Origin of the sequence: Nocardia sienata NBRC 100364 (assembly GCF_001613205.1) — a bacterium.
GTDB lineage: Bacteria > Actinomycetota > Actinomycetes > Mycobacteriales > Mycobacteriaceae > Nocardia > Nocardia sienata.
Genome location: NZ_BDBX01000041.1, coordinates 84109 through 106011 on the forward strand (window position 1 = coordinate 84109; position 21903 = coordinate 106011).

At 67.8% G+C, this 21903-nt stretch carries 23 protein-coding genes; 12 read left to right on the forward strand and 11 right to left on the reverse strand.

Features of this window, described 5'->3' with window-relative positions; genetic code table 11:
- Position 1 precedes the first annotated feature (1 nt).
- Positions 2 to 850, reverse strand: a complete 849-nt coding sequence (gene catA, locus NS4_RS22045; protein WP_063061415.1) for a catechol 1,2-dioxygenase — start codon at positions 848 to 850, stop codon at positions 2 to 4.
- A 127-nt stretch (positions 851 to 977) separates the two neighbouring features.
- Between catA and NS4_RS22050 the strand changes: the two genes are divergently transcribed.
- Complete coding sequence (locus NS4_RS22050; RefSeq protein ID WP_063061416.1) at positions 978 to 1748, forward strand: IclR family transcriptional regulator domain-containing protein; 771 nt, start codon at positions 978 to 980, stop codon at positions 1746 to 1748.
- A 6-nt stretch (positions 1749 to 1754) separates the two neighbouring features.
- Here the strand turns inward: NS4_RS22050 and NS4_RS22055 are convergent, their stop codons facing one another.
- The 6 genes from NS4_RS22055 to NS4_RS22080 all read right to left on the reverse strand — a co-directional run bounded on the left by NS4_RS22055 (position 1755) and on the right by NS4_RS22080 (position 6932).
- Positions 1755 to 2366 (reverse strand): response regulator transcription factor, encoded by a 612-nt coding sequence (locus NS4_RS22055; RefSeq protein ID WP_063061442.1) that lies wholly within the window; start codon positions 2364 to 2366, stop codon positions 1755 to 1757.
- Between the two features lie 161 nt (positions 2367 to 2527).
- On the reverse strand, positions 2528 to 3085 hold the full coding sequence (locus NS4_RS22060) for a nuclear transport factor 2 family protein (RefSeq protein ID WP_063061417.1): 558 nt from the start codon (positions 3083 to 3085) through the stop codon (positions 2528 to 2530).
- 210 nt (positions 3086 to 3295) lie between these two features.
- Positions 3296 to 4573 carry an amidase family protein gene (locus tag NS4_RS22065; RefSeq protein ID WP_063061418.1) on the reverse strand — a complete coding sequence of 426 codons (1278 nt, stop codon included), beginning with the start codon at positions 4571 to 4573 and terminating at the stop codon, positions 3296 to 3298.
- Positions 4570 to 4839 (reverse strand): hypothetical protein, encoded by a 270-nt coding sequence (locus NS4_RS22070; protein ID WP_063061419.1) that lies wholly within the window; start codon positions 4837 to 4839, stop codon positions 4570 to 4572. The genes NS4_RS22065 and NS4_RS22070 overlap by 4 nt, the downstream gene beginning before the upstream one ends.
- The gene (locus tag NS4_RS22075) at positions 4815 to 5372 is read right to left on the reverse strand and encodes a flavin reductase (RefSeq protein WP_063061420.1); all 558 of its coding nucleotides are present in this window, start codon (positions 5370 to 5372) and stop codon (positions 4815 to 4817) included. The genes NS4_RS22070 and NS4_RS22075 overlap by 25 nt, the downstream gene beginning before the upstream one ends.
- A 66-nt stretch (positions 5373 to 5438) precedes the next feature.
- Positions 5439 to 6932: a PAS domain-containing sensor histidine kinase gene (locus tag NS4_RS22080; RefSeq protein ID WP_063061421.1), complete on the reverse strand. Its 1494-nt coding sequence runs from the start codon at positions 6930 to 6932 to the stop codon at positions 5439 to 5441.
- A gap of 169 nt (positions 6933 to 7101) precedes the next feature.
- Between NS4_RS22080 and NS4_RS22085 the strand changes: the two genes are divergently transcribed.
- From NS4_RS22085 to NS4_RS22120, 8 genes are all read left to right on the forward strand, one after another.
- Entirely contained in the window at positions 7102 to 8262 is a 1161-nt protein-coding gene (locus tag NS4_RS22085) for an acyl-CoA dehydrogenase family protein (RefSeq protein WP_084487588.1), read from the forward strand.
- Between the two features lie 31 nt (positions 8263 to 8293).
- The gene (locus NS4_RS22090; RefSeq protein ID WP_063061422.1) at positions 8294 to 8659 is read left to right on the forward strand and encodes a hypothetical protein; all 366 of its coding nucleotides are present in this window, start codon (positions 8294 to 8296) and stop codon (positions 8657 to 8659) included.
- A 20-nt stretch (positions 8660 to 8679) separates the two neighbouring features.
- Entirely contained in the window at positions 8680 to 9972 is a 1293-nt protein-coding gene (locus NS4_RS22095) for an aromatic ring-hydroxylating oxygenase subunit alpha (RefSeq protein WP_063061423.1), read from the forward strand.
- Positions 9965 to 10477, forward strand: coding sequence for an aromatic-ring-hydroxylating dioxygenase subunit beta (locus NS4_RS22100; protein ID WP_063061424.1), 513 nt, complete (start codon positions 9965 to 9967; stop codon positions 10475 to 10477). Before NS4_RS22095 ends, NS4_RS22100 begins: the two co-directional genes overlap by 8 nt.
- The gene (locus NS4_RS22105; protein ID WP_063061425.1) at positions 10474 to 11214 is read left to right on the forward strand and encodes an SDR family NAD(P)-dependent oxidoreductase; all 741 of its coding nucleotides are present in this window, start codon (positions 10474 to 10476) and stop codon (positions 11212 to 11214) included. The genes NS4_RS22100 and NS4_RS22105 overlap by 4 nt, the downstream gene beginning before the upstream one ends.
- Positions 11215 to 11223: 9 nt before the next feature.
- Positions 11224 to 12180: a PDR/VanB family oxidoreductase gene (locus tag NS4_RS22110; protein WP_063061426.1), complete on the forward strand. Its 957-nt coding sequence runs from the start codon at positions 11224 to 11226 to the stop codon at positions 12178 to 12180.
- A 117-nt stretch (positions 12181 to 12297) separates the two neighbouring features.
- Positions 12298 to 12597 (forward strand): DUF485 domain-containing protein, encoded by a 300-nt coding sequence (locus NS4_RS22115; protein WP_063061427.1) that lies wholly within the window; start codon positions 12298 to 12300, stop codon positions 12595 to 12597.
- Entirely contained in the window at positions 12594 to 14141 is a 1548-nt protein-coding gene (locus NS4_RS22120; RefSeq protein WP_063061428.1) for a solute symporter family protein, read from the forward strand. The genes NS4_RS22115 and NS4_RS22120 overlap by 4 nt, the downstream gene beginning before the upstream one ends.
- Positions 14142 to 14211: 70 nt before the next feature.
- Here NS4_RS22120 and NS4_RS22125 read toward each other — a convergent pair whose 3' ends face one another.
- From NS4_RS22125 to NS4_RS22135, 3 genes are read right to left on the reverse strand one after another with little or no spacing between them, the layout of a single operon-like run.
- Complete coding sequence (locus tag NS4_RS22125; protein ID WP_063061429.1) at positions 14212 to 15624, reverse strand: MFS transporter; 1413 nt, start codon at positions 15622 to 15624, stop codon at positions 14212 to 14214.
- 13 nt (positions 15625 to 15637) lie between these two features.
- On the reverse strand, positions 15638 to 16678 hold the full coding sequence (locus NS4_RS22130; RefSeq protein ID WP_063061430.1) for a 3-hydroxybutyryl-CoA dehydrogenase: 1041 nt from the start codon (positions 16676 to 16678) through the stop codon (positions 15638 to 15640).
- Positions 16675 to 17775, reverse strand: a complete 1101-nt coding sequence (locus NS4_RS22135; RefSeq protein WP_063061431.1) for an NAD/NADP-dependent octopine/nopaline dehydrogenase family protein — start codon at positions 17773 to 17775, stop codon at positions 16675 to 16677. Before NS4_RS22135 ends, NS4_RS22130 begins: the two co-directional genes overlap by 4 nt.
- 134 nt (positions 17776 to 17909) lie before the next feature.
- Between NS4_RS22135 and NS4_RS22140 the strand changes: the two genes are divergently transcribed.
- Positions 17910 to 18923, forward strand: coding sequence for an Lrp/AsnC family transcriptional regulator (locus NS4_RS22140; RefSeq protein ID WP_063061444.1), 1014 nt, complete (start codon positions 17910 to 17912; stop codon positions 18921 to 18923).
- A gap of 239 nt (positions 18924 to 19162) precedes the next feature.
- Here the strand turns inward: NS4_RS22140 and NS4_RS22145 are convergent, their stop codons facing one another.
- A complete protein-coding gene (locus tag NS4_RS22145; protein WP_063061432.1) occupies positions 19163 to 19402 on the reverse strand; it encodes an alpha/beta hydrolase fold domain-containing protein in 240 nt (79 codons plus the stop codon).
- A gap of 2 nt (positions 19403 to 19404) precedes the next feature.
- Between NS4_RS22145 and NS4_RS22150 the strand changes: the two genes are divergently transcribed.
- Positions 19405 to 20019 (forward strand): carbamoyltransferase C-terminal domain-containing protein, encoded by a 615-nt coding sequence (locus NS4_RS22150; protein WP_439955804.1) that lies wholly within the window; start codon positions 19405 to 19407, stop codon positions 20017 to 20019.
- Positions 20020 to 20067: 48 nt separating this feature from the next.
- Entirely contained in the window at positions 20068 to 21786 is a 1719-nt protein-coding gene (locus tag NS4_RS22155; protein WP_063061434.1) for an ABC transporter transmembrane domain-containing protein, read from the forward strand.
- Positions 21787 to 21903: the final 117 nt, after the last annotated feature.

Here is a 21903-nt window from a genome sequence, read left to right on the forward strand (position 1 = left end):
TTCAGGCGGGGTCGAGCGCGAAGTTGTAGGTGACGCGGTTGACGCCGTCCTCACCGGTGACCGGGTCGAGGATCAGTTCGGGTTTGGTGGCCGAGGCGACATCGCTGTCCAGCCAGTCGCCGCCCCGGAAATACAGCTGGGTGGTCACCGATTCCCGGCCCGGGGCCGAGACGATCAGGTGCAGGTGAGCCGGGCGCCACGGGTGGCCGTTCTGCGCGGTGATGAACGCGCCGGTGGGGCCGTCGGTGGGGATCTGGTACGGCGCCGGCTGGAGGGTGCGGATCGAGTAGCGGCCCTCGGCGTCGGCGATGATGGTGCCACGCAGGTTCCATTCCGGCAGGTGCGGGGCGAACTGCGAGTAGTAGCCGTCGGCATCGGCGTGCCACAGTTCGACCTTCGCGCCGCCGAGGCCGTTGCCGTCGAGATCGGTGACCTGGCCGGAGAAGATCAGCGGTGTCTGCTCGCGGTCCTGTGCGCGCATCGGCAGCTCGCATTCGGCCGGCAGTTCGGGTGCGTCCGGGACGTAGTAGGGGCCCTCGATGCTGCCCTTGGTGCCCTTGCGGCTGCGGGCCAGCACCTCCTCCACCGCGTGTTCGATGAACACGTCGAGGAACAGCGGCCACTCGCCGCCTTCGCCCACGTCGATCAGCCACTGCTTGAACACTCGATACTCGGGATAGGTGACGCCGTGCTCGAGGATCACCTTGTGCAGGGCGCCCAGGGCGTCGCGGGCGATGGCGGCCAGACGCTCCGGGGAGGTATCGGCGGTGACCCGCTCGCCCTTGAACTTGTCGGTGGCCGCGGTGCCCGAGCCGAGTGCGGTGGGCGAGACGGATTCGGTGGTGGTCATTTCGAGCTCCTCGGAGAGAACCGGGATAGAGAGAAGGTACGCTATGCGTACTAAGCTGACGCTGTGCGTACCGATTACTGTGCGTGTGGTCACTTGTTTTGTCAAGAAGGGAACGGGATCGGGCCGTATGAGCGAGAACGAGCGCGACTACATTCAGAGCATCGAGCGGGGTTTCGCTGTGCTCACCGCGTTCGACAGCGACCGGCCGAATCCCACTTTGGCCGAGCTCGCGCAGGTCACCGGCCTGGCCAAGCCGGTGGTCCGCCGAATCCTGCTGACCTTGCAGCGGCTCGGCTACGTGGCCGGCTCCGGCCCGCGCTGGATGCTGACACCCCGCGTCCTGAGCATCGGACAGCATTACTCGGCCACCCACACGCTGCTGGAACAAGCCATGCCGCATCTGCTCGCGGTAGCCGACGAGCTGCACGAATCCGCCTCGCTCGGCGTGCTCGACGGTGCCGAAGTGGTGTACGCCGCGCGCGTTCCGGTGCGGCGCATCATGAGCATCAATGTCTCGGTCGGCACCCGCGTCCCGGCCTATGCGACCTCCATGGGCCGCGCGTTGCTGGCGTGGGCGCCGCGGTCGACCCTCGACGAGGTGATCGCCCGCACCGAGTTCCGTCCGCTGACCGCAACAACGATCACCGACGCCGGACAACTCGAGCGCGAGCTCATCCGCGTCCGGGAGAAAGGTTATGCACTCACCTCCGAAGAACTGGAGAAAGGACTGATCTCGATCGCCGTTCCGGTACGGGACCAGTCCGGCGCGGTCGTCGCGGTCATCGCGTGCTCGACGTCCACCGGCCGGATGACAGCCGAGGATTTCGAGCGCACCGCAAGCGCTTGCGTGTCGGCGGCGGCCGGAGAACTCAGCCGCGGCCTGGGGTGGACACTCTGACCCGGATCAGACCGTGACCCGGTAGGCGAGGATGTCGCGGACCAGCGTGCCCAGGCTCTCGGCGTCGGTCTTCGCCTTGATCCGAGCCCGGTGCACATCGACGGTCTTCACGCTGGTCCCCAACCGGCTGGCGATCTGCTGACTGGACCTGCCCTCGATCACCAGGTGCAGCACTTCCCGTTCGCGGGGCGTCAGGTCGGCCAGCCGCCGCTCGACCTGCAGACGTTCGGCGCGCTCCGCGAACGCCCGGCCCGCGGCCAGCAATTGCTCCTGCACCACCTCGAGCATGCGCTGCGGCTCGTAGGGTTTTTCCAGGAAATCCACCGCGCCGGCGCGCAATGCGCGTACCGACATCGGAATATCGCCGTGCGCGGAGCAGAAGATGACCGGTGCCGGATAGTCGCGCCGGTTGAGCTCCTCCTGCAGCTGAAAACCGCTCAAGCCGGGCATGCGGACATCGACGATGACGACACCGGCCTCGTCCAGATCGGCCTCCTCCAGGAAGGAGGCCGCCGTGGCGTAGGTCAGCGCGTCGATCCCGACGCTCTGCAGCAGGAACGCCAGCGATTGGCGCAGGTCCTCGTCGTCGTCGACAATATGGACGACGGGGGCGGACATATCGCTCGGGTTCTGTGCTCGGGGCATGGACCATGGCCCCGTGCGATGACGGTTCGCTGCCGCCTCCGGGCCCGACCCGCTCATACCCGTCGATTGTACGGCGAAGCAGCCCGGTGGGACACTCGCGTAATCACTCGGCGCATACCTCGTGGGCACCTCCATCACGGCCTCATCAGTACCGAACGAGCGGGGAAGCTGTCCGCGAAATTGTGCGGCAGCGGGGCGACGAAGACGTTCTCGGTCCGGGTCCGCGTGATCTTCCACGATCCGTCCATCCGGCGGAAGGCATTGTTGAGCCGGCTCGAACGCAGGAGCCCGGTGCCGTCGGAATACAGCCACGGTTGCATGTGGATCCACTGGCCGGTGGCCGAATCGCCGTCCACCCGGATCTGTTCGGAGGTGAGGTAGTGCGCGTTGAGTACCAGGGCGGGATCGCTGTCCGGGTCCCAGAACCGTTCGAAATGGGCGCGAATGGCTTCGCTCCCGGCGAGCCGGCCGAACTGATCGTCGTAGTACTCGCCGACGCCCTCCCAGACCGCGTCCTCGGCGTAGAGCTCCATGATGAGGTCGATCCGCTGCGCGTCGTCGGTGACCCCGAACTCGGGGCAGGGGGTATCGCACAGGAACATATAGCGCGCCTGCACCCGCCGTATCTCGGCCTCGGCTTCCAGCGTCTCGATCCGGCGGGTCAACCGCTCGATTGTTTCGCTCTCGGTCACGATCTTTGCCTCCTGAACTCACAACACGACAGTGACTGCCTTGGTCTCGGTGCCGGCGAGGATGCCCTCGTACCCGTGCCACCACGGGTCCACGATCCCGCGATATAGAGGTCGGTGATGAGCTCGGGAAGTGCGGTCATCGAGTCTCCCGGGGCGGGAATACGCGGCCGTCCGGGCAGCGTACGAGCGAGGGGGCCGGGCGGTACGAGGTCATGGCGTTGGGACGGGCACGGTGCGGGCCTGCACCCACGTCGCGGTACGCAACAGCGCCGCCTCCGAATGCGGTGGTCCGATGACCTGGACACCGAGCGGCAGGCCGTCCGCTGTGCGGAGGCCGGGAACCGTGACCACGGGCAAACCGAGGGCCTGCCAGGCGCGGCTGAGCACCGGATCGCCGGTGGCGGCCAGACCGGCCGGAGCGGGGCCGGGGGCGGCGGGTCCGACGACGGCGTCGTAGCCGGCGAACAGGTCCAGCACCGCGCGCCGGGTCCGATCGACGATGGCGCATGCGTCCTCGTAGTCGCGCGGGTCCGTGGCGGCGCCGGTGCGCAGCAGTTCGGCCAGCGGCGCACTCAGCGCGTCGGCGTGGGCGAGTTCGGTGGTCCGGGTGCGCGCGGCCTCGTAGGCCATGATCACCTTGTGTGCGGCGGTGGTGTCGGCGATGGTCTGCTCGGCGGCGAAATCGGTGACGGTGGCACCGTCCGCGCGCAGTCGCTCCCGCAGGGTCGCGACGGCCTCGGCCATCACCGGTTGCACTGCGCCGAGCGGTGCCGCGGTCCAGAAGGCCACCCGTGGCGGCCGCGCGGGTCCGGCCGACGGATCGGGGACTCCGCGCAATGCCGCCCACGCGCAGGCCAGGTCGCGCACCTGCGCGGCATAGTAGCCGTGGCTGTCCAGGCTGTGCGCGAGCCCGGTGACGCCGGTGGTGGGCAGCAGGCCCCGGGTCAGGACCAGGGCCGCGACACCGCAGTAGGCGGCGGGACGGGTCACCGAGGCCGCGGTCTGCGAGCCGAGGGCCAGCGGCACCTGCCCGGCGGCGACCGCCGCGGCCGACCCGCTCGACGAACCACCGGGCGTATGGCCGGGTGCCGCCGGGTTATCTGTGGGACCCGGGGCGAAGTAGGCGAATTCCGTGGTGACGGTCTTGCCGGCGGGCAGTGCCCCCGCGGCCCGCCACAGCCCGACGATCTCCGCGTCCCGGTCCACCGGTTCGCTGTCCGCGCGCAGCACCGAACCGCATCGGGTGGGATATCCGGCGACGTCGATGATGTCCTTCACACCGACCGGGATACCGCTCAGCGGTCCGCTCTGCGCGGGGAATTCGGGCCGGGGACCATGGGCAACCCACGCGGCGAGAGTGGTCTCGGTGGCGGAGATGCGGGCGGCCGACCGCTCCCACGCCGCCGCGGCATCGGTGCGTCCGGCAGTGATGTCGTCGACCAGGTCGCGTAACGACCACGGGGCGTACAAGGATTCGACGGAGGTCATGATTGCACCCACATCGCGTCGGCCGACCAGTAGTCCATACCCCCGGCACTCACCCCGTGCCGCCACTCGGAGGTGCGGCGCAGGCCGGGTTCGGCGACCGCGGTGATCCGGTCGGCGGCGTCCGGGCCGTCCTCGGCGACCTGCCAGTGCACCCAGTTGAGTTCGCGACCCTCCGCATCGTGCAAGAACAAGTCGACGTGGCGCCAGCCGTAACCGTGGGTGTCGTTGTAGCACATCAGCGTCATGCGGTGGTCCGTGTCGTCCATCCGGTGTTCTCCTGCTCGGGGTGCGATCGTCGGTCGGAGCCGATGCTGTGGAAGCGCCGCTGGAAATAGACCAGCGCGCCGGTGTCCTCCCGGACATCGACGCGCTGCACACTCACCAGGAAGATCGAATGCGAACCCTGCGTGTGATCGCTGATGATCCGGCCCACCACCCGCGCCGCCGCGGTGCGCAGCATCGGGATGTCCTCGGAGTCGTGGTCCCAGATGGGCCACTCGAACCGTTCGGCCATCGGTATGCCCGTGGCGCCGGCGAAATGCCCGGCGAGTTCCTCGTCGGCCGAACTCAAAATATTCACGCAGATCCGCTGGTTACGCTGGAAAATCGCGTGCGCGTAGCTGGACTGGTTGACGCATACGATCATCGTGGGCGGTGCGTCGGTCACCGAGCACACAGCGCTGACCGTGATACCTGCGCGACCACGCGGTCCATTGGTGGTGACGACGTTGACTGCGGCCGAAAGATTCGACATCGCAGCCCGGAAGTCACGCTGCTCGGCGGTCAATTGCTTGGTCATGGCATCGACGCTACGAGTGATCTACGCCTCGAGGTATCGAGATTTCCTCCGGGTGCGCTGAAGGTTTTACTTATTCGGCCCGGGCCCCGGCAGGGCGAAACCGAACACCGATCCGTCGCCGTCCGCGGGCCTGCACCAGATGTTTCCGTGCTGCCGGGTGATGATTCGATAGCTCAACGCCAGTCCGATTCCGCTGCCGTGTGATTTCGAGGTGAACGAATCCGAGAACGGATCGCGGGGCACCCCGCGGCCGTAATCGCGGACAGTGAAGCATCCGCCCCCATCGCAGACTCCGGTGCGGAGCACGATGCGCCGGGATTCGGGTGGGCACAGCGCCATCTCGTCGATGGCGTTGAAGCACAGATTGACGATTACCTGCCCGGTGAGCACCCGCTCGCAGCGAATCTCGATAGGAGCGCCGGAAAGCTCCAGTTCTACCCGGACACCGGCCTCCTGCGCCCGTAACCGGACGAAATACAGGCACTCGGTGACGATATCGTTCAGATCGGCTACCTGCTCGACCTGCTCCAGATGGCCGACGAAGGCGCGTAGGGTGGCGACGATGGTCGCGGCCCGGTCGATCTGTTTGCGGGCCGCGTCCAGGCCGAAGGTGACGCGGTGGTCGAGGACCTCACCGCCGGGCAGATGCGAACGGATCCCCGCCACATAGTTGCCGGCGGCGGCCAGCGGCTGGCCGAGTTCGTGGGCGATGGCCATCGCCATATCGCCCATGGCGTTGTAGCGGGCCAGATAGTTCTCCCGCTGGAGTTCCAGTCCGCGTTTCTCCTCGTCGCGGATCCGGTCCGAGACGTCGTGGACCAGCATGAGGTATGCGGGTACTCCGGCTTCGTCCAGTCGTTCCAGGCTGCCGTCGAGCCAGGAGGTGGATCCGTCCGGCCGGTTGATCTCGAGTCGCACCGAGGTGACCGGGTCGGCCTCCGCGGCCACCGCCTCCCAGTCGGTTCGCCGGTTGTCGCGATGGAGTTGGGCGTAGTGGATGAGCCGTGGCCCGGCCGGTAGCTCGGCGGCCGGGTCCAGCCCCAGACGAGTGAGCGCGGTATCGGTGGCGAAACGGATCTCGCCGCCTTCGTCGAGGACGAAGGCCATGGTGGAGGTGTGCCGGGCCAGGGCGTCCACATAGGTGGTGGTCAGCCGGAGCGCGCGCTCGGTGCGCTGCTCGCGTTCGATATCGCGGAACTGCACCATCACCGCGGGGCCCTGCGCGAGCTCGACCCGGGTGGCCACCGCGTCGGTCGGGATGATCCGCCCCGATTTGGATCGGTAGTGCCATTCGATCCGGCTGGCGCCGTGCTCGACGGCGTCCTGGAGCCAGGCGCGCCCGATCACACGGTCGTACTGCTGGGCGGAACTGCTCATATCGTGTGCTTTCAGCGGCCGGATCTCGGTGAGATCGAAGCCGAGCATGGCGCACGCCGCCGGGTTCGCCCAGAGAATGCTCTTGGTCGCGGCGTCGTGCACCAGGACGCACACCTCGGTGGCGTTCATCATGGTGACGAAATCCGAGACGACCAGTTCGGGGGCTCGCGGATCGACGGACATCGCGCCAGCGTAGCTTTTCCGAACTGCAGGTTCGCGATCGTCCGGGGGCAGCTGAAGGTTTCCCCTACGAGGGTGGTGGTTCACACCCGTCCGGGCGCGGGCTTTACCGATGTTCGTGTGACCGCGATCTCCTTACCGTCGAATAACAGCCCATAGACGACAGGAGCAGGTGATCGTGACCACCTCGCAAGCCACGGTCCGGTCCGGGACCGGCGCGGCGAATCTCGACGACGTCCTCGCCGAGCTCGCCACGCGGCGGCAGGAGTTCGGCGAGCAGAGATATGTACCGCGGGATTTCGTCGCACGGCTCAAGGAAACCGGCGTCTACCGCGCCGCGACCCCGCGGCGCTTCGGCGGCGAACCCTTGCCGCCCGCCGAATTCCTGCGCATCGTCGAACGCATCTCCGTCGTCGACGGTTCGACCGGCTGGGTGGCCAGCTTCGGTTCGGCACTGGTCTATCTCGCGGCCCTGCCGCTGGACACCCAGGCCGTCCTGTACGCCGACGGCCCCGATGTGGTGTTCGCCGGTGGCTTGTTTCCTATCCAACCGGCCCCCGAGGTCGACGGCGGTTTCCGGATCGACGGACGGTGGAAGTTCGCCAGCGGATGTATGGGCGCGGACGTCCTGGGCGTCGGTATACCCGGTGACGCGAGCACCGAAGGCAAGCCCCGCACCGCCGTGCTGCGACCCGAGCAGGTGGAGATCGTCCAGGACTGGGACGTGGTCGGCATGCGCGGCACCGGCTCGTTCGATCTGGTGGTGCGCGATGTGGTGGTGCCGCGGGAGTGGACCTTCATCCGCGGCGGCGAACCGACCGTGGACGAGCCGCTGTACCGGTACCCTGCCATCGCCTACGCCGCCCAGGTGCTGGCGGTGGTCGGTGCCGGAGTGGCACGGGCCGCCCTCGATCATGCGGTCGAGACCGGTGCGGGCCGGTCGGGTATCACCGGAGCGCCCAAGCTTGCCGACCGCGCCTACTACCGGACCGCGGTCGCGCAGGCCGAAGCCGATCTGCGCTCCGCCCGCGCCTACTTCTACGAGGTCACCGAGGAGGTGTGGGAGACGGTGTCGCGCGGCGATCCCGCGACCGCCGAGCAGAACGCCCATCTGCGGCTCGCGGCGTCCCATATCGCCGCCACCTCCGCTTCGGTGGTGAACCGGCTGGTGGAGATCTCGGGTACCGCCGCCATCTTCCACGGCCACCCGCTACAGCAGTGGGCCGGCGATGCGCTGGTACCGCAGCAGCACGCCTTCCTGGGGCCGGGCCTGGTCGACGCCGCCGGCGCCGTCCTGATGGGACAGCCCCCCACCGTGCCCGGTTTCCGCTGACCAACAGCTCATTTCGACGACAGGACCTTTCGTGACCGACAGCCCGTTGCGCGTTCTCTTCTGTATCGGCATCAACCAGAACTTCTTCGACCTTCCGGAGGGCGGTGTCACCACCGGCGACGTGTGGACCGCCTTCGTCGGCCTGATGGACGGCATCAAAGCCCTCGACGGTATCGACTTCATCGGCGATATCGACGACGACTCCACCATGGTCGGGCCGTCCGACAGCTGGCCGTGGACCTGCTATCTCCTCGCCGACGCCGACAGCCACGACACCGTGAAGGCGGCCTGCAACCTGGTGCGCACCATCCCGGTCGGTACCAGCGACTGGAAGCTCTGGAAGTTCCTGAAGATCGAGGCCCGCATCGGCCGCGCGCTCACCCCGCGCCAGTACTGACCAACCCGCCAGGAGGCATCATGACCGCGCACAGCGCTGCGCTCCCACACCGCGCACCCGCCGATCTGGTCCATGAGGATCGGGTCGCGGCCCGGATGTACACCGACCCGGAGATCTTCGAGCAGGAGATGACCCGGATCTTCGAGAGCACCTGGATCTGGGTCGCCCACGAATCCGAACTCCCCAAACCCGGCAGCTTCAAATCCACCCATGTGGGCCGGCAACCGGTGATCGTGACCCGCGACCGTAAGGGACAGATCAATACCTTGCTCAACCGCTGCCGACATCGCGGCGCGAGTATCTGCGAGCAGAAGACGGGTGTCGCCAACGGCTTCACCTGCCCATACCACGCCTGGTCCTACAGCCTGGACGGACAGTTACGCGGGATCCCGTACCCCGACGGTTACGAGGGCGTGGTCGAGAAGGGCGACCTGTCGCTGAAGAAGCTGCGCACGGAATCCTACGGCGGCATGGTGTTCGCCACGTTCAACGTCGATATCGAACCGCTCACCGACTTCCTGGGCGATGCGAAGCTCTGGATCGACCGCTTCATGAAGCAGGGTGGCGGTTACCCGATCAAGGTGCTCGGCACCCACCGGTTCAGCTTCCACGGGAACTGGAAGATCCAGCTGGAGAACACCACCGACGGCTACCACTTCCCGATCGTGCACCGGTCCTGGATGGCCTCGGTCGACGCCGAGACAGCCGACATGATGTCGTTCATGACCGACCCGGCCGCGGTCACCCATGATCTGGGCAACGGGCACAGCGTCATGCAGATGGTGCCCGAACACTCCGATCTCGACGCCGACGACGGCAGCGAACCCCTGCAGGCCCGTTTCGACGATCTGGTCGCCGAACTGAAAACCACCGGCCTCGACGATGCCGCCATCCGGAAACTGGTGCGGGCCATGCACGGCACCGGGTTCAACCTCAACCTGTTCCCGAACGTGTCCATGTCCGCGGCCTTCTTCCGCGTGCTGCGCCCGATCTCGGCCGACGAGACCACGATCGAGCACGTGGCCATCGGCCCCGACGGTCCCGCCGAGATCGTGAACCCGGTCAACCGGGCCCGGCTGCGGGTGCACGAACACTTCCAGGGGCCCTTCGGATTCGGCACCCCCGATGACGCCGAAGGCTGGGACCGCGTCCAGCGTGGCGCGCAGGCCGGCCCCGATATGCCGATCCTGGTCAACCGCGGACTCGCCCGCGAGAAGCCGAGTCCGGAGGGCTGGCCCACCTCCCATGTCACCGACGAGACCGGTATGCGCGCCGCGTATCAGCAGTGGAAGCAGATGATGAGCGATGACTGACACCCGCACCGCGACGGCGGTGTTCACCGACAGCCGGGTCGCGCGGGCGATCGAGCTGATCTGGCACGAAGCCGACCTGCTCGATCGCAAGGAGTATCACACCTGGCAGGAGCTCTACACCGCCGACGCCCACTACGTGGTGCCGATCGATCGCGGCACCGATGATTTCGACAACACGCTGAACATGATCTACGACGATGCCCGTATGCGCGGTATGCGCGTCGTCCGCATGACCGAGGGCTACGCCATCGCCGCCGTCGACGCCGCGGTCACCACCCGGACCATTTCCCGCTTCGTCGCCGAGCATGTCACCGACGACGAGGTACACCTGCGGGCCGCCCAGATCCTCGTCGCCTACAAACGCGGCCGGCATGATATCTGGGCCGGCGACGTCGAATACCGGATCCGGCTCGGTGCGGCATCCGCCGACGACCGGATCGCGCGTAAGGTGATCCGGCTGGTCGACAGCGAGGACGCTGTGCCCGCCGCGGGGTTCCTGCTGTGACCGCGCCGGTCGCCGTCGTCACCGGCGGCGCGGGCGGTCTCGGGGCGCATATCGTGCGCCGGCTGCACGCCGGTGGGCACAGTGTCGCCGTCGCCGATCTGGACGGAACCGCCGCCGCCGCGCTGGCCGCCGAACTCGACGGCGCGGTCGGCGCCCGGGGGTACGCGGTGGACGTCGCGGACAAGGGGTCGCTGGAGAAGCTGCTCGCCACCGTGGTCGCCGATTTCGGCGGGGTCCAGGTGCTGGTGAACAATGCCGCGCGCACCCAGGCCCGGCCGCTGCTCGAGATCACCCCGGAAGATCTCGACGGTGTCATGGCCGTCGGGTTCCGCGGCACGTTCCAGGCCTGTCAGCTGTTCGGCGCGCATATGGCCGCCCAGGGGTACGGCCGGATCGTGAACATGGCCTCGCTCGCCGGGCAGAACGGTGGCACCGCCACCGGCGGCCACTACGCCTCCGCCAAGGGCGCGGTGATCTCGCTGACCAAGGTGTTCGCCCGGGAGCTGGCCGCGTCCGGGGTCACGGTGAACGCGGTATCGCCCGGCCCGCAGGATTCGCCGGTGGTGCACGACATCGTCGGCGTGGACAACCTCGAAACCTTCGCCCGATCCATTCCCGTCGGGCGTCTCGGTGATCCGGCGTTCATCGCCGAGATGGTCGCCCTGCTCGCGTCACCGGCCGCCGCGTCGGTCACCGGGGCATGCTGGGACGCCAACGGCGGTCTCTACATGCGTTAGGAGTGCGCCGTGACCGATATCAAAGTGGTGGTCGCCGAGATCGTCGCCGAGACACCGGAGATCCGCTCGCTGCGCCTGGTCCGGGAAGACGGGGCCCCGCTGGGGCCCTACCGGGCCGGCGCGCATATAGATGTCACCGGACCGACCGGTGTCCTCCGGCAATATTCGCTGTGCGGGCCACCCGCGGAGACCACGTCGCTGACCATCGCGGTGAAGCGAGAACCGGAGTCCCGCGGCGGTTCGGCGGCGCTGCACGAGGTGCGCGAGGGCGACATGATCGAAATCGGCCGGCCGCGTAATATCCTCACCGTCGCGCCGGATGCCGACAGGCATGTGCTGATCGCCGCCGGTATCGGCATCACCCCGTTGCTGAGCATGGCCTACGAACTGCATTCCACCGGGGTCGAGTTCACACTGCTCTATTTCGGCCGCAGCCGCGCGGAGACCGCCTTCCTGGATCTCCTCGAGAACCGGGCGGAGTTCCGCGACCGCGTGCGCCTGCACCTGGGCTGCACGCGCGCGGAGCAACGCACCGCGCTGGCGGCGGTCGCCCACGGACTCACGCCCGAGAGCGTGGTATACACCTGCGGCCCGGCCGGGTTCATGGACACCGTCGCCGAGTTGATGACACCGGTGATCGGCATCGGCAATGTGCACATCGAGCATTTCGAGGCGGCCGAGGCCGACACTTCGGGCGATACCGCGTTCACTGTCGAACTCGATACCGGGGAAAGTTTCGAAATCCCGGCCGACCGCTCGATTCTGTCGGTGCTCGAGGAAAACGGTATCGAGGTCTTCAAATCGTGCGAGGAAGGAATCTGCGGTTCCTGTGTCTCGAACATCCTCGAAGGCGAGCCGGACCATCGCGACAACTGTTTGTCCGCAGCGGACAAGGCCGGCGGTGAACAGATGGCGCTCTGCGTTTCCCGGGCGAAGACACCCAAACTGGTCATCGAATTGATCTGATCCTCGCCGGGCCCGAATAAAGGAATTCCGTATTCGCAGCGGGAATTCTCCCGATGTTCCTCCTCACATCGTCGCCTTAGCGTGTAGTGAATCACACAGCTCGAAAGACGATGCCTCATGAATAAATTGCAGTCCGATCCTTCTGTGCCCGGCGGGAATTCAGCTCTCGACGACCTCGCCAGGGACCGCGCCCGCCTGGTGTTCCGGCTCGCCGCGGTGGTGCTCGTCCTGTTCTTCCCCCTGCCCGTGCTGGGCGGTTTCACCTCCGTCCTGGACACGGTGGTGGCGGGTGGCGTCACCGTCGCCTGGCTCTTCGCCTTCTTCCAGTTCGCCGTGGCCATCGTGGTGGCCCGCTACTACATGACCCGGGCCGCCGCGCTCGAGGCTCGCGTCGCACAGGAAGGCGCCGGCGCATGAACGTCGTCTCCGCCTCGCTGTTCGCCGCCCTGGTTGTGGTGACCCTGCTGATCACCGCCTGGGCCGCACGGCAGAACAAATCCGCCGCCGACCACTACGTCGCCGGCGGCGCGCTCACCGGCCGGCAGAACGGTGTCGCCATCGCGGGGGATTTCATCTCCGCCGCGTCGTTCCTCGGGGTCACCGGGGCCATCGCGCTCACCGGGTTCAACGGTTTCTATCTCGCGGTGTTCGTCCCGGTCGCGTTCGTGCTGGCGCTGCTGCTCATCGCCGAGCCGCTGCGCAATCTCGGCCGTTTCACCTTGGCCGATGTCCTGGCCACTCGGTTCCCGGGTAAGGACGTCCGGTCGCTGATGGCGGTCAGCACCGTGGTGATCAGCGTGGTCTACCTGGTCTCGCAGCTGGTCGGTGCCGCGCTGCTGGTCTCGCTGCTGTTCGACCTGGACTACGCGGTCGCGGTGCTGATCATCGGCGCGCTCACCACCGCCTACACCCTGGTCGGCGGCATGTTGGCGACCAGCTGGATCCAGATCATCAAAACCGGACTACTGCTCGTCTGCGCGGTGATCCTGTTCGTCCTGGTTCTGGTGCGCTTCGATTTCAACCCGTTCGGGCCGTTCAGTTCCGCGCTTGCCGAGTTCGGACAGCAGTTCGTCGCCCCGCAGCGCTCCGGTGGCGCGGCCTCCTTCGATCAGCTGTCGCAGACGGTCGGGCTGGTGCTCGGCGTCCTCGGACTCCCGCATGTGATGGTCCGGTTCCTCACGGTGCCGAACGCGCAGCAGGCCCGCACCTCCGCCTACACCTCCATCTGGATCTTCTTCGGTTTCTACCTGATGATCCCGGTCCTCGGGTACGGCGCCGCCGTCCTGGTCGGGCCCGAGGCCATCGCCGCGGAGAACAAGGGCGGTAACCTCGCCGTCGCGCAGCTCGCCGAAACCCTCGGCGGCGGAATACTGCTCGCGTTCGTCGCCGCGGTCGCGTTCGTGACCATCCTGGCCGCGCTGTCGGGGCTGGTCATCGCGACCTCCGGCGCCATCGCCCACGACCTGTACGGCCAGGTGCTGCGCAACGGGAAGGTCTCACCCACCGCACAGCATCGCGCGGCCCGGATCGCCACCGTCGCCACCTGTCTGGTCGGCGTCGCCATCGCGTTCGCCGCGCAACGCCAGAACGTGGCGTTCCTGGCCTCGCTCGGTATGTCCATCGCCGCCTGCGCCAACCTCCCGGCTCTGCTGCTGACTTTGTACTGGCGCCGGATGACCGCGCGGGCCGTGCTCTCGGGCATCGTGACCGGCCTGGTCCTCTCCATCGCGGTGATCGTGCTCAGTCCCGCTGTGCAGGGAGCGGATTCGCTGCTGCCGTTCTCCAATCCGGCGCTGGCGGTAGCGCCGATCTCCTTCCTGGTCTCCATCCTGGTGGCGCTCGCCACCGCACCGAAAGATGCCGAGGCAGCGGCCGCCGCCACCGTTTTCCGCTCGCTGCGCATCCGCGCACTGACCGGTCGTACGGCGGAACCGCCTGCGCTGGAAACCGTGTCCTCCTGACACCGGTTCGTCGATGCCGGCCACATCGTGATGAGGGGTGGCCGGCATCGACATGCCCGATTCGTGTCCACTAGCCGGACTGCTCCAGCGGTTTCGCGTCGGCCGGGAACCCGCCGCGTCCTGCATGATCACCGGTGCCCACGGGCGCGGCGAGCCGGGACCGGAACGATTTCCCGACCGCCAGCGGCGCGGTCTCCTTGCCCTTCAGCAGTGCGAACAGGCTGATCAGCATGAGCGCTGCGGCGTAGAACCCGACCGGGACCACGCTGCCGGTACCGCTCACGATCCGGTTCGCGACCATCGGCGCGATACCGCCGCCGACCACCGCCCCGACCTGGTAGCCGATACCCACGCCGCTGTAGCGCTGGGTCACCGGAAACTGTTCGGCGAACATGGTGAACATCGGCCCGTATACGAACCCGGTCAAGGTGAATCCGATACAGATCACCGCGATACAGGCCAGGAACGAGCCGTGCGCGGTGACCCAGAACAGCACTGGAGCGAAGACCGCAGCCGAAGTCATACCGAAGCCGATCACCGTTTTGCGGCCCAGCCGGTCGGACAGATGGCTGCCGAGTACCACAGTCGCGGCGTGGCAGGCGAGGGCGGCGGTGATTCCCCAGACCACTTGTGAACGGGAGAATCCCCGGCCCGGGTCGGGTTCGGTCAGGAAGGACAACATGAAGGTGAACAGCAGGAACGCGTAGCAGTTCTGGCCGATGTTCACGCCCGCGGCGCGGAGCACCCCACGCCAATCCTGGCGCAGGACCGCCAGGCCACGCGGCGCCGGCCGGTCCGTACCGGAACCCGCGCCGGCGAAATCCGGTGTCTCGGAGATCCGCGTCCGCGTCCAGATACCGATGATCAGCACGACGCCACCTACCAGGAACGGAATCCGCCAACCCCACGCAATCACCTGATCCATCGGAAGCAACAGCACGAGCGCGAAGGCGGTATTCGCCAGGATCGCGCCGACCGGCGATCCGAGCGTGACGAAACATCCGTAGAGCCCGCGGCGGGACGCGGGCGCGTGCTCGGCCGCCAGCAGCACCGCTCCGCCGATCTCGCCGCCCCGCGATATACCGTGCAGCATCCGCAGGAAGATGAGGATCAACGGCGCGGCGATCCCGATCGCCCGCGAGTCGGGCACCAGGCCCATGACCAGAGTGGCCGATCCCATCAGGATGAACGCGGTGGTGAGCGCCGCGCGCCGACCGAACCGGTCCCCGTAGTGCCCGAAGATCACCGCGCCGACCGGCGCCATGACAAAGCCGATGGCGAAGGTGGCGAAACCGAGGAAGGTGCCGAACCACGGATCGTCGGTGTCGAAATACACCTTGTTGAACACCAGCGCCGTGGCGGTGCCGTAGATCGCGAAATCGTAGAACTCGAGGATGGTGCCGACCCCGGACGCGATCGCCAGTTTCATCGGGCGCTCGCGTGTTCTCGCGGACGCGAGTTCGGGTGAATTCAAAGCTGTCACAGCCGTCTCCTCATCAGTTCTGCGACCCGCCGGTGGGGCGTGCCGAGAGAATTCCCGCGGCGGCTCGGCCGTTGTGCCGCGGGAGGTCGTCGTACCTGTGTAGTTGTCCCGTCGCGTCGAGGACCTGCGCGAAATCCGCGATGCGCTGGGCCCGGTAGTCGTCGCGCGCGGTATCGGCGATGTCGTAGAAACCGCCGCCGTCGGTGGTGCCGCGGCGGCCGTCGGCCATGTTCTGCTCGACCAGGGAGGCGGGTGCGAAACGCTCACCGAGTTCGCCACGCAGATAGTTGGAGGCGTGGAACAGGGTGTCGCACCCGCCCCAGTCGATGAACTCGAGCAGGCCGAGTACAGCGAATCGCGACCCGAATCCGATCCGGACGGCGCGGTCGATCTCCGCGGCACTGGCCACGCCCTCCTCGACCATCCGGACGGCTTCGTTCATCACCAGCGCCTGCAGCCGCGGCACGATGTAGCCCGGCGACGCGGCACAGACCACCGGTGTCTTGCCGACCGCCGACAACAGCGCGCAGGTCGCCTCGACCACTGCGGGTGCCGTCGCGGCACTCGGGCTCACCTCCACCAGCGGCATCAGGTCGGCGGGGTTGAGCCAGTGGGCGTTGAGCAGTCGCTGCGGCCGCGCGACGAATTCGGCGAGGCGGCTCACGAGGAAACTGGAGGTGGTCGAGGCGATGGGCGTATCCGGGCCGACTGTGGATTCGATCCACGACAGGGCCGTGCGCTTGACCTCGAGGACTTCGGGCACCGCTTCGAAGACGAGGCCGGCCTCCGCCATGGCACCGGCCGCGACGTCCCGGCTCACCATCCGGATCCGGCCGAGCACCTCCGGCAGATCGGATTCGGCCAGCAGCCCGAGCCGCACCTTCCGCTCCAGCGACGCCCGGATCTCGGCCCGGGCCGCCGCGAGATACGCCTCGCCGGCGGCGCCGCGATCCCTAAGGTCGACGACGGTCACCTCGACCTTCCCGAAACCGAGGGCCGCCGCGATGCCCTGCCCCATGCGGCCCGCGCCGGCCACCGCGACCGCGGCCGTCACCGCGAGAACCCTTCGTGCAGAAGCTGCTTCATTCCGTCGCTGTCCAGCCCGTCCAGCCCCAGGGCGGCCAGTGTCCGGCCGCCGCTGTCCGCGGACCGGCCGGTGATCGCCCCGGCGATGGCCAGGAGGCCGCTTGCCACCGGTGTCGGTACGCCCGCCCAGCGGCCCACCGAGGTGAGCAGCGCGAGCCCGATCTCGACATCCTCGGTCATGTACCGGTGGGTGTGCAGGTCGATGTTCTCGCGCCAGTCGCCGCTGTCGGTCAGCTTGTCGTGCGCGGCGTTGCCGTACATCCATTCGTCGCCGTCCGCGGTGTAGTGGTCCGCGAGGGGAAAATGCGGTGCGGCGTATCCCAGCGCGGTGCGGATGGCGATACGTTCGGCGTCGAGGGCGGTGGTGACCCGGCGTATGGCATCCTGGGTGCCCTCGTTGTGAATGTCCCAGGCCGCGAAGTGCTGCAGCGGACCGGCGTTCATGAGGATCAACGGCGGGTGGATGATCGGGCCCGCGTTCATCAAGGCCCCGCTCAGCGCGTCCTCGACCGGCTCGACCGGATAGATCTGCGCGAGCACCGCCAGCGCGCGCTCGCTGTCGCGGGCCGGGAGTACCCCGGTGGGTAGCCGCGTGGCGTAGCCGCTCACCACGACCCGGTCGTCGCCGTGCTTGCGTGCGAGGTAGGGGAGGGTTCCGGTCTCGGCGAAGGCGACCTCGGCCGGGTTGCCGGCGGCGGCCACCGCCCGCGCGAAGACCACCGAACCGAAGCTGCCCGGCGGCAGATACACCACCTGCCCGTCGGTCAGATGCGGCGCTATGCGCTCGGCGAGGTCAGGATGGGAAAAGGCAGGGATCGGCACGAGGACGATCTCCGCGCCGGCCACCGCACGCCCGAGATCGGCTTCGAGGGTGATGCGACCCGCGGAACCGATCGGCAGCCTGTGGTGCCCGCGGTGGTCGTCGACCCGAATTTCGCCCGCGTCGAGCAGCGGTGCGAAAGCGTTGTGATCACGCCGCCACCAGATGACGTCGTGGCCTTTCTCGCGCATATCGGCCACTGCCGCATATGAGCCGTGTCCGCCGCCGATGACCGTGATTCTCATTCCGATAACCTCCTCGATCGGCGACCGACCGAAAGTCGCCGAAATCTGGATTCGAACGTTAAAGATGCGTTCGCCGACATTTCTCGGCATGTTGAGAACTGCAGACAGAAGGCCACCCGGTGAAGGATTCTTACGTGCCAGACGATATTGATTTCCGGATCGTTCACGCGCTCCAGTCCGCGCCGCGCGCTCCGTGGGGCGCTGTCGGCGATGTCGCGGGCGTCAGCGCGCCGACCGCCGCCCGCCGCTGGGAGCGGTTGGTCGACAGCGGCCTCGCGTGGATCGTCACCTACCCGGGCCCGGCGTATCTCAATACGCAGTGTGCGGCCTTCGTGGAGGTCCAGGTGGCCGAGCGTGGCCCGGATCTGATGCAGGAGCTCTCCCGGGACGGCAAGGTCGCGACCATCCAGCGCACCGCCGGTGATGGGGACCTGCTTCTGACTGTCATGACCTTCGATCTCGACACCCTCGGTGACTGGGTGCAGCAGTTGTCGGGATCTCCCATGGTCTCGCGCACGCGTACGCGCGTGGTTATGCAGGTGTTCGGGGAGAGCGAACGCTGGCGGGTGCGCGCTCTCGACGTCGGCGAGGAGTCCACGCTGTCCCGATACCGCCCGCCTCCCCGTCCTCTGGTCCATCAACCGGACGCGGTGGATCTGGCGTTGATCGCCGCGCTCGCGGCCGATGGCCGCCGGTCGGCCGTCGAACTCGCCGAGGTCTGTGGGATCAGCCCAGCTGCCGTCCGGCGCCGGCTGACCTACCTTGTCGCCGAGCGGATCCTCTCCATTCGCTGCGAGGTCGCCCACGTACTCGGCGGATGGCCGGTGACCGCCAATATCTGGGCCCGTGCCACGCCACGCACACTCGGCACGCTCATCGACGCGCTCGACTCGTTCCCCCAGATACGCGTCTGCTGTGAGGTGACAGGAACCGCCAACGTACTGATGACGGTGTGGTTGCGGCAGATCAGTGAGCTGTCGCGCCTCGAGCACGAGCTCGAGGCGCAGGTGCCCGGCCTCGTGATCACGGACCGCAGTATCACCCTCGAAACGCCCAAGCGGCTGGGCTCTCTACTCGATCGCGCGGGCCGCTGCATCGTTTTCCATCCGCTGGAACTGCTGACCACCTGCCGCCCTGCGACAGTATGACGCCGTGCCGGGGCCACACTGTCAACCGCGCCGGGCCACCGCCCCGTGCTCGAGTCCATCGGTCGGCTCGCCGTCGAGGACTCTGGGTGCTCTGGGCCACCACGGGCGCCGCCTTTGGTCTGGTCCTCAGCGGCGCCCAGCGCGATCACCCGTCGTGGGGGCGATGGTCTTCCTCGACGTACCGATTGCGGTCGGCGTCCTCGACGGATCCGCTCGGTCGTCGAGAGCTGATCGCGTCGTTACGGAGATGCGAGATCGCGCAGGTACCGGCACACCTCGCCGATCGCCTGCTCGGTCTGCGTGAACACGCCGACCTCGGTGAAGAAGCCATGGAAGACCCCGGTGTACCTGGTCGACGACACCGCGACGCCCTCGTCCCGCAGCCGCCGCGCATACGCCTCGGCATCGTCGCGGATCGGATCGACCTCGGCGGTGATGACCAGCGCGGGCGGTAGACCGTGCAACGACTCCGCGCGCATCGGTGCCGCGAACGGGTCGCCACCGGCGTGTCCGGCACTTCGACGAGATGATCTCCGGCTTTCCCGAGATCGATCGGGAGAGCGCCCGCACACTGGGCGCGAAAATCGCCTCGAACCGGGACGAGTTGCTGCCCGGGCTGACCGACGCCGACATCATCGCCACCTTTCAGGACTACCTCGGGCAGTGGCTGCTCGACCGGCTCGGCGCGGTGGTCCGGCGCCAGTTTCCCGGAGAGCGGCCCAACCGGGCCGACTACCGGCCGGTCGCCCCGATCTGCCTCGAGGAACGCGCGTCCGAGGTGTTCACTCCCGGCACCGCGGACCCCTACATGCTCTTCGAGCACCGATTGCGGCCCGGCTGGGCCGAGCGCGTTCCGGCAGTTGTCCACCTCGATGGCACCGCCCGACTGCAGACCATCGGCGAAAACGACCACTCCGCCGCCGCGCGAGTGCTGGCGGCCTACGCCGAGATCAGCGGGGTGCCTGTGATATGCAACACCAGCGCCAATCTCGGGGGACGTGGCTTTTTCCCCGACCTCGCCTCTGCCGCCCGCTGGGGTGGTACGCGATATATCTGGTCGGAAGGCGTGCTGTACACGAACCCGAACACACGGTGACGGACACGCTCGAGACGCGGTGGAATCGAAAGGCGGAGTGGAAACCACATGGTCGGTGATCTGGCGGACGCGCCTCCCGGTTCGGCTCGGGGGCTGCTCGTGGACGTGTTGCGGCGCAACATCGGGGCGGTGGCAGCCTGCTTCGCGCTGCTTTCGGCCTGGCAGCTGGCCGAGGCCATGGTCCCTGTCGTGGTGGGCGAGTTCATCGACCACGCCGTCGTCCCTGGCGACGTCCATGCCTTGATCGGCTGGGGCGCGCTGCTGGCCATCGTGTTCGCCGCGCTGATGTTCTTCTACCGGTACGGCGCGCTCATCGCATACCGGACCGACCAACTCGAGGCGCACCGCCTCCGGGTCGATATCGCCAGGCATGTGCTGCGCCCGCTCGGCCCGCGCACCGGCCGGCTTCCCGGCGCGACCGTGTCCCTGGCCACGATCGATGCTGACGGCGTCGGCACGCTCACCCGGTCGGCGGGCGACACCTTCGCCTCGGCGGTGGCCGTGACGGTCAGCGCCGTGGTTCTGATCAGGACCGACCTGGTCATCGGTCTGAAGGTGCTACTCGGCGTGCCGCTCGTGCTCCTCGCCACTCAGTTGATCACCCCGGTCATCGCCCGCCGCAGCCGCGAGCAGCGTGGACAGGTGGCGGACACTGCGGCGGCGGCCGCGGACCTCGTGCGCGGCCTGCGCGCGGTCAAGGGTATCGGAGCCGAGAACGAGGCCACTGCGCGCTATCGGCAGCGCAGCAGGGTCGCCCAGGACGCGGGCATCCGGATGGCCGGATCCCAGGCGCTGATGCAGGCGGTAACTACCGGATTGAGCGGGCTTTTCCTGGCCGTAGTGACACTGCTGGCCGGACAGCGGGCTCTCGAGCACGACATCACCGTGGGCCAGCTGATCGCGATCGTCGGTCTCACCCAGTTCCTCGCCGTGCCCGTACAGGCTCTGGGTCAGATCGGCGCCCTGGTGGCGGACGGCTACGCCTGCGCCGGCCGAATCGTCGAGTTCCTGCGCACCCCACCGCTGCTGACCGTGGGGTCCGCGCGGCCGGAGCGGACGGACCCGGAAATCGCATTGGAGAAGGTCACTGTCGGCGCGCTACGCGATTTCTCGCTGGTGTCGCGGCCCGGCGAACTGCTCTGCATGGCGGTCGACGATCCGGCCACCACCAGAACTCTTATGCAGCTGCTGGCCGGCGAGATTCCTACCGCGGATGTCTCCGGTGAGGTGCGTCTCGACGGGGACGCGCTCAGTTCCCTGAGCATTCCGGCGCGCGGCGAGCGCCTGCTGGTCAATCCGCACCAGACAGATCTGCTGCGCGGAACGCTGCGCGGCAACCTTGACCCGAACGGTCGGCACGAGGATTCCGACCTCGCGCCGTTCCTTACCGCAGCGGCCGCCCACGACATCGTGCGGCTTCAGGAGAGTGGCCTCGACCAGCCGGTGGCAGCGAAGGGCAGCACCTACTCCGGCGGCCAGCGGCAGCGGATCGCGCTCGCCCGGGCGCTGGCGTCCGAATCCTCGATCCTCGTGCTGGACAACCCTACGACTTCGGTGGACGCGGTGACCGAGCAACGCATCGCCATCGGCATCAGAGAGCTGCGACACCGCGCCGATTCGCGCATCACCTGGATCATCACCACCAGCCCCGCAGTGCTTGCCCAGGCTGACCGGGTGGTGTATGTGGCAGACGGTCGGGTGGCCGACAGCGGAACGCACCGCGAGCTTCTCGATCGGCCGGAGTATAAGGACCTGGTGCTTCGATGAGCCTCAATTCCGAGTTGTTGCCGATCGCCACCTCGCGGCAGACATTCCGTTTCGTGTGGCGCGCGCTGGCCGCCGACCGCTCAGCGAGCGTGGTCACCGTCCTGATGTTCCTGTTGG